We start from the raw sequence: 12183 nt of genomic DNA on the forward strand, positions 1-12183 counted from the left end.
TTAATGCATGGCGGGTTACTTTTCTATTTTCTTAGTGTTGTTAACGCTAGGCTCAGGATTAATTTGGTTAATTGACCACTTTATGTATGCGCCAAAGCGTCAGCAACGCATTGCCCTTGCTCAAAATGCAGCAGGTGGTGAACTAGACGAAGAAACCGCCGCATTAATTGCGCCTGAGCCAAGTATCACTGAAACGGCTAAGTCAATTTTTCCGATGATTGCAGCGATCACGATTTTTCGCTCTTTCATTTTTGAACCGTTTCAAATTCCATCTGGCTCAATGATGCCAACCCTATTAGTGGGTGACTTCATTTTGGTACAGAAGTACTCATATGGCATCAAAGACCCAATTTGGCGCAGCCAGTTAGTTGATGTTGATGAACCTGAACGTGGTGATATTGTGGTATTTAAATACCCATTAGACGAGCGTGTAGATTACATTAAACGTACGATTGGTTTACCGGGCGATAAAATTGTTTATCGCAATAAGCACCTTTATATTCAGCCAAAATGTGCCGAAGGTGAAACGCAGCAAGGTGATTTGCTGTGTAATGAATACAACAAAATTGATATGGAAATCCTCAATAGTGACGAGTTCAAGCAGGGTTCGATGAATTTAGTGCGCTTAGAAGAAAACCTAAGCACATTGAATCATAATATTTTAATTAACCCGCAAGCTCCTGAAATGAAAGGCCGTTATTATCAACAACCAGGTACACGCTCTGATGAGTGGGTTGTTCCTGCCGATCATTATTTCATGATGGGTGATAACCGTGATAATAGCCAAGACAGTCGCTTTTGGGGCTTTGTACCTAAAGAAAACTTGGTAGGTAAAGCCGTCTTTATATGGATGAGTTTTGAATTTGAGAATGGCCCAGATGACTTTTTACCAGGCTGGGTTCCAACTGGTGTTCGTTTTGAACGCCTAGGTAATATTCAGTAACGATGAAAAAAAACGTAACAGAGTTATACAACAAAATAGGTTATACATTTACTGATCAAGCTTTGCTTGAGCAGGCAATGACGCACCGCAGTCATAAAGGCCAACATAACGAGCGCTTAGAGTTTTTGGGCGATTCGATTTTGAGCTTTGTGATTGCGAATGCGCTTTACACTAAATTTCCAAAAGCACGCGAAGGTGATTTAAGCCGCATGCGTTCGACCCTAGTTCGTGGTCAAACGTTGGCTGAATTTGGCCTAGAGTTTGGCTTAGGCGATTACTTACGCTTAGGTCCAGGCGAGCTTAAAAGCGGTGGTTTTCGCCGTGAATCAACCCTTGCTGATGCCGTTGAGGCGATTATTGGTGCGGTGTTCTTAGACTCAAACATTGAACAATGTGGTGAGTTAATTTTAAGCTGGTACGAGTCGCGTCTTGATGCAATTTCGCCGGGCTTAAATCAAAAAGATCCGAAAACATTACTTCAAGAATACTTACAAGCGCGCAAATTATCGTTACCTGGCTACACTGTAATTGATACAAAAGGCCAAGCGCACAATCAAACATTCACGGTTGAATGTATTGTTGAAGGGATGGATAGCATTATCTCAGTAGGTAGCTCACGTCGTAAAGCTGAGCAAAAAGCCGCTGAAAAAGCCTTAAAGATACTTAAAAATGAATCTTGATGATTTAATTAGCAAAGAACCTGCAGAGCTAGACACGCACTGCGGTATGGTTGCCATTGTTGGCCGCCCAAATGTAGGTAAATCAACCTTACTTAACTATATTGTTGAGCAAAAGGTGTCTATTACCTCGCGTAAGCCACAAACCACACGACACCGTATCATGGGTATTCATACCGAAGGTAAATACCAAGCTGTTTATGTGGATACACCAGGCTTACACGTAGAAGAAAAACGCGCTATTAACCGTTTAATGAACCGTGCTGCATCAAGCTCAATTGGCGATGTCGAACTGATCATCTTTGTGGTTGAAGGCACACACTGGAACGAAGACGATGAGATGGTACTAAATAAAGTTCGTCAGAGCGGTCGCCCAGTGTTATTAGTTATGAATAAAATTGACCAAGTTAAAGACCGTGATTTAGTGCTACCGCACATGCAGTTTTTAGGTGGTAAATTTGATTTTGTGGCTATTATGCCGGTCTCTGCAAAGCAAGGTAAAAATATTGATTTAATCAAAGATGAAGTGAAAAAGCGCTTACCGCTTTGTGAGTTTTACTTCCCTGAAGATTACGTAACAGACCGTTCAATGCGCTTTATGGCGGCTGAAGTGATCCGTGAAAAGCTGATGCGCTTTATGGGTGATGAGTTACCATATTCAGTCACAGTAGAGATCGAGCAGTTTAAATGGCAAGAAAACGGTGTTTGGCAAATTAATGGTTTGATCCTCGTTGAGCGTGAAACGCAAAAGCGTATGGTGATCGGCAATAAAGGCGAAAAGCTGAAAGTTATTGGCCGTGAAGCTCGTAAAGACCTTGAAGATATGCTTGATAACAAAGTGTTTTTAGAACTTTGGGTAAAAGTGAAGTCTGGCTGGGCCGACGATGAGCGTGCGCTACGTAGCCTTGGCTATGGTGAAGACTAAGTAAAGTCTTACACGCCATGGATAGCGAATTCTACACAGCATACTTGCTGCACCGACGTCCATTTAGCGACTCGCAAGTCATGCTCGATATGCTGGTAGAAGGCGTAGGTCAGCTGAGAATGCTGGCCCGTGTTAGTGGTCGCCAGGCCACTAAATATAAAGCACAATTACAACCTTTCCAATCTCTGCTCGTACAATATAACGGCAAGTCTGATTTAAAATACATTAATCGTTTTGAACCCCATGGCCGGCAAACTATGTTGCAGGGTACCGAGCTTTATTGCGGCTTCTATATGAACGAATTAACCAATCGTATCGTACCTATCAATGAGCCGATGGAAAGTGTTTATCATCTTTATAAACAGCATCTAGGTGAATTATCAACCACTAAAAACCTGCAAGCGGTGCTTCGCTCTTATGAGTTTCAGTTACTTGAAATGCTTGGTTATGGCGTTGATTTTAGTGTTGATGCCGAAGGTGATGAAATTAACGATGCAGCAAATTACCAGTACTTTGCTGAATACGGTTTTTTACTGCATGACGACCCCCATAGTGGTTTTTCAGGAAAGCAATTAAATGCCATAGCAGCTCATGACTTTAGCGCCCCTGATGTGTTATATATGGCAAAGCAATTAAGTCGATACCTACTCAAGCCTTTACTTGGTAAAAAGCCATTAAAAAGCCGTGAGTTATTTATTAAGTAGGCTGATGTTCAGCCTTGAATCGTTGTTTTAAACAGGTAAAAAAATGAAAGATATTCTTCTTGGTGTAAACGTTGATCACATTGCCACTTTACGCCAAGCGCGTGGCACGAGTTACCCAGATCCTGCGCATGCTGCAGCTGTTGCAGAGCATGCTGGTGCAGATGGTATCACCATTCATTTGCGTGAAGACCGTCGTCATATTCAAGATCGCGACGTATATGTGATGGCAAAAACGATTCAAACACGTATGAATCTTGAAATTGCAGTGACCGATGAAATGATCGACATCGCCCTTGAAGTGAAACCTGCTTATGTTTGTTTAGTGCCTGAAAAGCGTGAAGAGCTTACCACAGAGGGTGGTCTTGATGTTGTGGGTAATTTTGAAAAAGTAAAAGCAGCAACAGAAAAGCTAACAGCAGCAGGAATTAAGGTTTCGTTATTCATTGATGCCGACAACGCACAACTTGACGCTGCAAAAGCGTGTAATGCTCCATACGTTGAAATTCACACCGGTGCTTATGCTGATGCTGAAAATGACGAAGAACTTCACACTGAGCTTGAGCGTATTCGTAGCGGCGTACAATATGCCGATAGCCTAGGTTTAATCGTAAATGCCGGCCATGGTCTTCATTACCACAATGTAAAACCCATTGCGGCAATGCCAGAAATTTATGAGTTAAACATTGGTCATGCGATTATTGCCCGTGCAGCGATTGATGGTTTAGAAAAAGCAGTCAGCGATATGAAACGTTTAATGATTGAAGCAAGACTTTAAGCTGACGCCTTTAATAAGAGCCAGCAAATTTGAATACTGAGCGCGGTGGATGTGATATCCACCGCGTTTTTTATTTACTCAGATAAACAATAAATTGTGCAAGCAATGAAGATAGCCAAGGGGAAAGGCAGAGTAGGACCACTAAATATTGATGCTTTTTCTTAAAGCTTTTCAAAACATCATCATCTATTGCCGACAATTCACCTTTCTTAATTGAATGAATAACCATTGAGTCAGGTTTTGCTTTCATTAAGCGGGCTTTACTCTCGTATGCTTGCCACTGTTCAGTGTAATTGGTTTTTACGTAATTATTAGCTTCAATACTTAGTTTTTTATAGCAAAGGAAAAACCAAGTGAGTGAAATAGCGCTAAAGACGATAAGTAAAATAAAATACAAAGCAAGCTCCCTTTAATACTTCACTACGCGTGTACCCGTGGAATAAATAATATCGGAACTAGGGCATGAATAGTTAGGTTTTAGCTCTTTGCAAGGTTGCTCAGGTGTGTCAAAACAAAAGTCAAAGCGAGTTTGGGTTTTCACTGCTTTATCAGTAATATTTTTCGCCAGCTCATTCCAGTGCCAATTAGTGATTACATCTTTTGCTGCATCTGCAAATACAGGGTTAGTTGAGGCAACTACCTGAATATCTCTAATCTCATTTTGTGGCGTAATGACGTACTCAATAGTTGCGCAACCTTCTTTTGCTTGGATGACTGCTTTTTTTGGATATCTGGCAGGAAAGCGTTCAAGCTGTTGCCATTTTGCTGACTCCATTTCATTATAGCTAACAGCTAAATCCGCATACTCTAATTTTACTGGTTTGTCTGAGGTTGATGCGCAACCAAAGACAAACAAACTGCCAGCTAGCATTAAATAGTTTTTCATTAATATTCCTTTATAGAATTTATTGAGTGTTTTTTATCGTTGCTGCTCAAGCATTCCAGCATCGCTCAACAAATTATTTAGCTCATCAACAAGCTCAAACAATTCAGGCTCAATGTAATTTAAATCGCAATCACCTTTTAGTGCTGTCTCGAGTGTTTCGGCGAGGGATTTAAGTTTTGGCACACCAGTGTAACAACATGCGCCATGGAACTTGTGCACAATGCTAAGCACATGTTCACAATCTTCTTTTTCTATAGCTTCATTGAGCAGACGCAAGGTTTCCGGCACGCTGAGTAATAACATATTGAGCATTTCTAGTGCTAGCTCTTCTTTACCGCCAGCACGTTGTAGTGCTAACTGCCAATCTAAGCGGGCACTTTCAAATGGAGGCTCTGAGTTAATTGCTGCAACTTTGTTGCGTTCACGGTTAATCGGTGATTGTGGACTATGATCGCTAATTATTTGTTTTAGCATGTCCTCATCAATAGGTTTGGTTAAATAGCCTTTAAAACCATCCTTAAGTAGCTGTTCTTTTTCACCCGCTAGGGCGTGAGCGGTTACAGCAATGATAGGGGTATCTTCATTAAGAGATGACTCGCGAATAAGTTTACATGCGGTAATACCATCCATAATTGGCATTTGGATGTCCATGAAGATTAAGTCATATTTGTGGCTTTTACTTAAGCTGTAAGCTTGTGAACCGTTGTGTGCGGTATCTATCAGTTCTATTTGTTCATCAAGCAAGGTGCAAATAAGTTTAAGGTTGGCATCGTTATCGTCTACAACCAGTACTTTTAGCGGTAATAGTTTTTCATCGCCTTGTTCAATGTTATGTACAGGGTGATCAAGGCGATAAGGTGCAGCAAGCACTTCGCATAATTTACGGTGGTTAAGTGGTTTGCTTAAGCACGCATCTGCTCCGCTGCCAATAAAGGCTTCGCGCATATTATGCGAAACTGTATTGAGCATAAGGTAAAGATAGTCAGTGACAGGGCGAACGGCTTTTACATAACTCTTGAGCTGTTGCATATCATCAATTGCAGCTGTATGACCGATAATACAAATATCGTAACTGAAGTCTTTGTTAATCTCAGCTAAGAAACTTTCTTCATCTAAGCAGGCAGTTACTCGTGCTTGCCACTCATTAAGCAATGACAGAGTCGCTTGGTGTGTATGCTCGTGAGGTTCAAGGTAAAGAATACGCTTATTAATTAGTGACTGAGTCGGTAAGTCACTGGTAATTGAGTTACTTGGCGTTCTGAATACGGCATTGAACGTAAAGCAGGTACCATTACCAGGTGCTGAGTTTAGGGTGATGCGGCCATTCATCGCTTCAACAATATGCTTAGTGATGATTAGCCCAAGACCTGTGCCACCAAATTTACGGGTGATACTAGAGTCAGCCTGGCCAAATGGGGTAAATAACGCATCTTGTTTATCCATTGGGATGCCTACACCAGTGTCGGTGACAGACACTAAAATAGAGGCGCGTTCTTCATCTAATAAGCGATAGCCAACATCAACTTTGATTGAGCCTTTTTCAGTAAACTTAATGGCATTACTTAACAGGTTGATTAAAATTTGTTTAAAGCGGGTCGGGTCGCCAGTTAAGTTGTCGGGTACTTGTGGGTGGATAAATATTGATAGTTCAAGTTGTTTTTCGTGAGCACTTGGTGCCAACAAGGTCATAACTTCATTAATATTGTCACGGAGCTGGAATTGCATTGACTCAAGCTCCATGGCTCCGGCTTCTAATTTCGAAAAGTCTAAAATATCGCTGATAATGGTAAGTAAACTATTTGCCGACAGTTCAATGGTATCAAGATAATCTTTTTGATGCTTATTTAGCGGAGTCTTATAAAGCTGGCGTGTAAAACCAATTACACCATTCAAAGGTGTGCGTAATTCGTGACTCATTTTAGCTAAAAAGTCTGATTTTACTCGGTTCGCATCTTGCGCGTCTTTTTTAGCAATACTTAACTGAATATTTTGGGTTTCGTATTGTTCGAGTGTTTCGCGATAATCTGAGGTTGCTTGGTCAATGTGCTTTTGCATCTCATCACGTTGCACGACCATGGTTTCTGCAATGGTATTTAAACCTGTGCGTAATAACTCAAACTCACCAAACATTTTTTGATCAAGTCCAGTGTCTACTTTACCTTCAATAAGCTTGTCGGTAGCTAGTACTAACTTATTAAGAGGCTGTATAAACATGCGAGTTAGTCTAAACGCTAATACGATAGCAAGTATGAGCGCGAGTAATATCACTACGCCACTGACCAATAATGCCCGTTGCTGGCCAATAATGGCTTGTTGTTTGTTAAGCATGATCACCACAGTACCAAGTGATGCTTGATAGCTGTGATGATTCCAAATCGTGTCTTGGCGGCTATGATTAATTATGGCAGTGGAGAATGTTAAATAGTGCTCAGAATTTTGTACTTGGATGCCATCCATGTTGTTTGCATTGCTGCTAACAATTTCTTTGAACTCACTTTGGTATTTACTAAAAATCACTAACTCATTGTTTTCATCAAAAATAGCAATTGATTGGATAGCAGGGGAGTGTTTGTTGTGCGTATGACTAACTAAGCGAGTTAATAAGGCTTTATCACGCTTTAATAGCGGTTGCTCAACAGCAATGGCGAGGGGCTCAATAATAGTCACGCCCTGTTGATACAAAATTTCATCGAGCTCAATGTAACGATTTATTGTAAAATAACCGCCCAGCAACAAGCCTATGATCACAGTCGGTATAAGTGTAAGGGTTAAGACTGAGTCACGTAAGCCAAATTTAGTCATAAAGAATGTTGTTATCATTATTATCGTTGTTTAAGAGTATATACTTACTCCCGCTTTATCAATAATTAAGGTGTTGCCCAATGGCACAGATTTTCAAAGCCAAAAAGAAATCCGTTTCGCAAAAAATGCTAACCCTGAATGTCACTGCTATGGATCACCAAGGGCGGGGCGTTGCTAAGCAGGGGAATAAAGTCTGTTTTGTTAATGGTGCTTTGCCGGGTGAAGAAGTAAAAGCGTTATTGATTGAAGATAAGGCACGTTTTGCCAGTGCTGATTGTAAAAAAGTGCTATCAGCCTCAGCGCATAGGGTTACTCCTTTTTGCCAGCATTATCAGGTTTGTGGTGGTTGTCAGCTACAGCACCTTGATGCAGAGCAGCAATTGGTTGAGAAGCAAGCTGCGGTTAGCCAGCTGTTTAGCAAGTTTGCCAAAGCTGATGACTTAAATTGGCAAGCACCTCTGCTTAGTGAAGAGCACCATTATCGTCGCTCTGCGCGCATTGCCGTAATGCACGACAAAGCCGCAAAGAAAATGCGAGTAGGGTATCGGGCTCAAGGTTCTAAACAATTAGTGAGCATAGAAAACTGTGATGTGCTGAGCGGCACTTTTAAAGACGTTTTTTCAGTTTTTGATGTTCTTATCAACAGCCATTCAGGTCTGAGTAGCATTAGTCACTTACAATTATGTGAAGCTGATAACGCGGCCTTTGTGGTTATTAGGCATACCAAAGCCATTAACGCAGAGTTAAAAGCCATTGTAGTCGCAGCGTGTGATGAATATAGCTGGCGTGTTGTGTGGCAGTCACACAGTGGCGAAATTGATCACAGTGACCATCCAATGCCGTACTACCAGATACCGGCTTATGATTTACGCTTTGAGTTTGGCCTTGAAAACTTTATTCAAGTTAACCCGCAAGTAAACCAAGCTATGCTGCATCAAGCAAAACAGTGGCTTGATTTACAAGGTCATGAGCAGGTATTGGATTTGTTTTGTGGCATTGGTAACTTTTCATTATTGATTGCAAAGTATGCTAAATATGTTATTGGTGTTGAAGGGGTCGATTCTGCGGTTGCATTAGCAAAACAAAATGCGCAAACTAACTCATTGTCGAATACCGATTTTTATTGTTTTGATTTAACAAAATCACTGCAATCAGCTGCTTGGTTTAGTGCCGAACTTGACGTGTTAGTACTTGATCCATCACGTACTGGTGCAATGGCTATTTTAGAGCAGTTACCACTTACTCAGTTTAAAACGATTTTATACGTCTCTTGTGATCCTGTTACTTTAGCCCGTGACAGTGCAATTATTTTACAAGCAGGCTTTAGCATTGAAAAAATTGGGCTTATGAATATGTTCCCGCATACCGGGCATATTGAAACGATGGCGTTATTTCACAGGAGGTAAAGCGCACATGGTAGCCACTAGACAGTCACATCAGCTAACTAAGCCGAGTGATTTTGCCAGCCGTATCGAGCTGTTAGCGCTAACAGAAGACAAACATACCTTATTAGAGCAGGCTCACCAACTGTGCCTGCATTGCGATGATGCAAAACGTGAAAACACAGCCATTGAAATGGTGGAAATTTTAGCTGAGCTAAATTTAGACGCAGATTCCCTTGCTACTGCTTTTTTAACGCCTTATTTTTTAGCTGAAAAAATCTCGATAGAGACAGTCACTGAAAAGCTGGGTAACCACGTTGCATTATTACTAACAGGCGTAAGCCAAATGGCGACCATCAGTACCTTAGCCCACCAAGGGAAAGGCACTGTACAAATTGATAATATCCGCCGCATGTTATTAGCCATGGTTGAAGATGTGCGGGCTGTAGTGATTAAACTGGCAGAGCAAGTGTGCCACTTGCGTGATGTTAAAGACGCCAGTGAAGAAGAGCGCGTTATTGCCGCTAAAGAAACTCGCGACATTTTTGCCCCCCTTGCTAACCGTTTAGGGATTGGCCAGCTTAAGTGGGAACTTGAAGACCTGTCGTTCCGTTATCTGCATCCAGATACCTATAAAAATATCGCTAAACAGCTAGATGATAAGCGCCTTGCCCGTGAAGCTTACATGGAGAACATGGTTGCTTTAGTTAAAGCACGCTTGGCTGAGGCGGGTATTGAAGGTGAGGTGTATGGTCGCCCTAAGCATATCTACAGCATCTATAAAAAAATGGCACAGAAGAACTATGAGTTCGACCAGCTTTTTGACATTCGCGCTATGCGCATAGTGGTAGAGCGCCTGCAAGATTGTTACGCGGCGTTAGGTATCGTTCATACTAACTGGCGCCATTTAAATAAAGAATTTGATGATTACATCGCAACACCTAAACAAAACGGTTATCAGTCAATCCATACCGTGGTATTTGGCCCTGAAGGTAAAACCGTTGAAATTCAAATTCGTACGAGCGAAATGCACCAAGATGCTGAGCTAGGTGTTGCTGCGCATTGGATGTACAAAGAAGGTGCATTGCCAGGGCGTGGTTCAGGCTACGAGCAAAAAATTAGCTGGTTACGTAAGTTACTGCAATGGCAAGAAGAAGTCGTTGATGGCAGTGACCTAGCGGAAGAGCTTAAAAACCAAGTAGTAGAAGACCGCGTTTATGTGTTTACGCCTAAGGGTGATATTTTCGATTTACCGCTAGGTGCAACACCACTTGATTTTGCTTATTACATTCACTCAAACGTAGGGCATCGCTGTATTGGTGCAAAAGTGTTCGGCAAAATCGTACCCTTTACTCATCAATTAAGTACCGGTGATCAGGTTGAAATTTTAACTCAAAAGCAGCCTAATCCAAGCCGTGATTGGTTAAACCCATCGCTTGGTTATATCAAGTCATCACGAGCTCGTTCTAAAATCCATCATTGGTTTAAGCAGCTTGATCGCGATAAAAACTTAAGTGCCGGTAAAGAGATTCTTGAAACTGAGCTGCAAAAGCTGGATTTATCGACCAAAGATCTAGCGCCAGCAATTGAGCGTTTTAACCTTAAAGGCCTTGACGACCTTATGGTTGCGGTAGGTGCTGGGGATGTTCGCTTAAACCAGTTATTAAACTTTATTAGTGACCGTGAGCATGACGAACCACAAATTAAGTTTAAAAAACCAAAAAGTGTCACTGGCGATAAGAACGGTATTGTTGTTGATGGGGTAGGTAGCTTAATGAGCCATGTTGCTAAATGCTGCCGACCCGTGCCGGGTGATGAAATCATCGGCTACATTACGCAAGGCCGAGGGATTGCAGTTCACCGAGAGGATTGTGATTCGTTTGAGAAACTTCGCCAGAAGCATCCTGAGCGGGTGATATCAGTAAGTTGGTCAGACGACATTAATGGCTCTTACTCATTAACGATTAAAGTTGAAGCCACTGACCGCTCAGGTCTTATTCGAGATATCAGCTCAGTGCTTGCAAACGAAAAAGTGAATGTGCTGAACATGAACGTCAACACAATTGAAGATAAGCAACTTGCGCTGTTTTCAATGCAGGTTGAAGTGCATGACCTATCGAGTACTAACCGCTTATTGTCTAAGCTACACCAAATCGAAGGTGTGCATGATGCAAAGCGTGGTCATTCGTAATGAGTAATAAACAGGCAATTGAGCAATCGCTTGCAATTATGGCCAAACTACGGGACCCAGAATCTGGGTGCCCGTGGGATTTAAAACAAGACTTTAAATCGATTGTACCGCATACCCTTGAAGAAGCTTACGAAGTAGCAGACTGCATTGAAAAAGGTGAACTCACTGAGCTTAAAAGTGAGCTTGGCGATTTACTTTTTCAAGTTATTTTTTATGCTCAACTTGCTAAAGAGCAGGGCTTATTTGATTTTGCCGATGTGGCTAATACGCTTAATGATAAATTAGTTCGTCGTCATCCCCATGTCTTTGCAAAGCAAAGTGAGCTGTCGGACGCTGAGCTTTCGGCGCAGTGGCAAGCTATTAAAGCACAAGAGCGAGCAGAAAAAACCGCCTCTCCACAAATGAGTTTATGGCAAGATATTCCTGATGCTATGCCGGGGTTATCAAAAGCGAAGAAGATTCAACAGCGCGTAGCAAGCCTAGGGTTTGATTGGCCAAGTTATCATGGGGCACTCGATAAAGTTGCTGAAGAAGTAGACGAAGTTAAAGAAGCACTGGCTCATGATCCTAACTCTGATCATAGTGCAGAGGAGCTGGGTGATTTACTTTTTGCAACGGTAAATGTAGCCCGCCATATTAAACGTGACCCTGAGCAATTATTACGAAGTGCCAATGCTAAGTTCGCGTCACGCTTTGAAAAAGTGGCTGCTTACTTAGGTGAACGTGGTCAAAGTTTAGAGACGGCTAGCCTCGAAGAAATGGACAACGCATGGGAAGCCATTAAAAAGCAGGCAAACTAAGTAAGTTATGATACGGCTTGGGTACAGCGTAACCAAGCTCGTTTTTTGTGCACTTATTTGCTAATTTTATCTGGATTGATAGCAGTCCCTTTGCTACA

11 protein-coding genes are annotated in these 12183 nt (G+C 41.8%); 8 read left to right on the forward strand and 3 right to left on the reverse strand.

Translation table 11 applies throughout. The features are described 5' to 3' along the window. Positions 1-7: 7 nt before the first annotated feature. Genes lepB through pdxJ form a run of 5 tightly spaced genes read left to right on the forward strand, consistent with a single transcriptional unit; the run spans position 8 to position 4024 of the window. On the forward strand, positions 8-943 hold the full coding sequence (gene lepB / locus JIG37_RS19200) for a signal peptidase I (RefSeq protein WP_054554336.1): 936 nt from the start codon (positions 8-10) through the stop codon (positions 941-943). Between the two features lie 2 nt (positions 944-945). Then, positions 946-1623 carry a ribonuclease III gene (rnc, locus tag JIG37_RS19205; protein ID WP_054554337.1) on the forward strand — a complete coding sequence of 226 codons (678 nt, stop codon included), beginning with the start codon at positions 946-948 and terminating at the stop codon, positions 1621-1623. Further along, a complete protein-coding gene (gene era / locus JIG37_RS19210) occupies positions 1613-2545 on the forward strand; it encodes a GTPase Era (protein WP_054554338.1) in 933 nt (310 codons plus the stop codon). Before rnc ends, era begins: the two co-directional genes overlap by 11 nt. 17 nt (positions 2546-2562) lie before the next feature. Then, positions 2563-3249 (forward strand): DNA repair protein RecO, encoded by a 687-nt coding sequence (recO, locus tag JIG37_RS19215; RefSeq protein WP_199530099.1) that lies wholly within the window; start codon positions 2563-2565, stop codon positions 3247-3249. Positions 3250-3292: 43 nt separating this feature from the next. Next, positions 3293-4024, forward strand: a complete 732-nt coding sequence (pdxJ, locus tag JIG37_RS19220) for a pyridoxine 5'-phosphate synthase (RefSeq protein WP_054554340.1) — start codon at positions 3293-3295, stop codon at positions 4022-4024. A gap of 70 nt (positions 4025-4094) precedes the next feature. Here the strand turns inward: pdxJ and JIG37_RS19225 are convergent, their stop codons facing one another. The 3 genes from JIG37_RS19225 to barA are packed head-to-tail and all read right to left on the reverse strand — an operon-like array spanning position 4095 to position 7712. Then, positions 4095-4421: a hypothetical protein gene (locus tag JIG37_RS19225; protein WP_199530100.1), complete on the reverse strand. Its 327-nt coding sequence runs from the start codon at positions 4419-4421 to the stop codon at positions 4095-4097. 12 nt (positions 4422-4433) lie between these two features. After that, positions 4434-4910, reverse strand: coding sequence for an energy transducer TonB (locus tag JIG37_RS19230; RefSeq protein WP_199530101.1), 477 nt, complete (start codon positions 4908-4910; stop codon positions 4434-4436). 33 nt (positions 4911-4943) lie between these two features. After that, entirely contained in the window at positions 4944-7712 is a 2769-nt protein-coding gene (gene barA, locus JIG37_RS19235; RefSeq protein WP_199530110.1) for a two-component sensor histidine kinase BarA, read from the reverse strand. An 80-nt stretch (positions 7713-7792) separates the two neighbouring features. On the opposite strand from barA, the gene rlmD reads away from it, so the two are divergent. The 3 genes from rlmD to mazG are packed head-to-tail and all read left to right on the forward strand — an operon-like array spanning position 7793 to position 12085. Next, positions 7793-9118: a 23S rRNA (uracil(1939)-C(5))-methyltransferase RlmD gene (gene rlmD, locus JIG37_RS19240; RefSeq protein WP_054554343.1), complete on the forward strand. Its 1326-nt coding sequence runs from the start codon at positions 7793-7795 to the stop codon at positions 9116-9118. Between the two features lie 7 nt (positions 9119-9125). Then, positions 9126-11285: a GTP diphosphokinase gene (relA, locus tag JIG37_RS19245; protein WP_054554344.1), complete on the forward strand. Its 2160-nt coding sequence runs from the start codon at positions 9126-9128 to the stop codon at positions 11283-11285. Beyond that, positions 11285-12085, forward strand: a complete 801-nt coding sequence (gene mazG / locus JIG37_RS19250; protein ID WP_199530102.1) for a nucleoside triphosphate pyrophosphohydrolase — start codon at positions 11285-11287, stop codon at positions 12083-12085. The genes relA and mazG overlap by 1 nt, the downstream gene beginning before the upstream one ends. The last annotated feature ends 98 nt before the right edge of the window (positions 12086-12183 follow it).

Origin of the sequence: Pseudoalteromonas sp. bablab_jr010 (genome assembly GCF_016464105.1) — a bacterium.
Taxonomy (GTDB): domain Bacteria; phylum Pseudomonadota; class Gammaproteobacteria; order Enterobacterales; family Alteromonadaceae; genus Pseudoalteromonas; species Pseudoalteromonas simplex.

Coding starts and splice junctions, on each gene's coding strand:
- barA (WP_199530110.1), bottom strand. CDS start 7,712: ATGACTAAATTTGGCTTACGTGACTCAGTCTTAACCCTTACACTTATA.
- relA (WP_054554344.1), top strand. CDS start 9,126: ATGGTAGCCACTAGACAGTCACATCAGCTAACTAAGCCGAGTGATTTT.
- pdxJ (WP_054554340.1), top strand. CDS start 3,293: ATGAAAGATATTCTTCTTGGTGTAAACGTTGATCACATTGCCACTTTA.
- era (WP_054554338.1), top strand. CDS start 1,613: ATGAATCTTGATGATTTAATTAGCAAAGAACCTGCAGAGCTAGACACG.
- lepB (WP_054554336.1), top strand. CDS start 8: ATGGCGGGTTACTTTTCTATTTTCTTAGTGTTGTTAACGCTAGGCTCA.
- rlmD (WP_054554343.1), top strand. CDS start 7,793: ATGGCACAGATTTTCAAAGCCAAAAAGAAATCCGTTTCGCAAAAAATG.
- recO (WP_199530099.1), top strand. CDS start 2,563: ATGGATAGCGAATTCTACACAGCATACTTGCTGCACCGACGTCCATTT.
- JIG37_RS19230 (WP_199530101.1), bottom strand. CDS start 4,910: ATGAAAAACTATTTAATGCTAGCTGGCAGTTTGTTTGTCTTTGGTTGC.
- mazG (WP_199530102.1), top strand. CDS start 11,285: ATGAGTAATAAACAGGCAATTGAGCAATCGCTTGCAATTATGGCCAAA.
- rnc (WP_054554337.1), top strand. CDS start 946: ATGAAAAAAAACGTAACAGAGTTATACAACAAAATAGGTTATACATTT.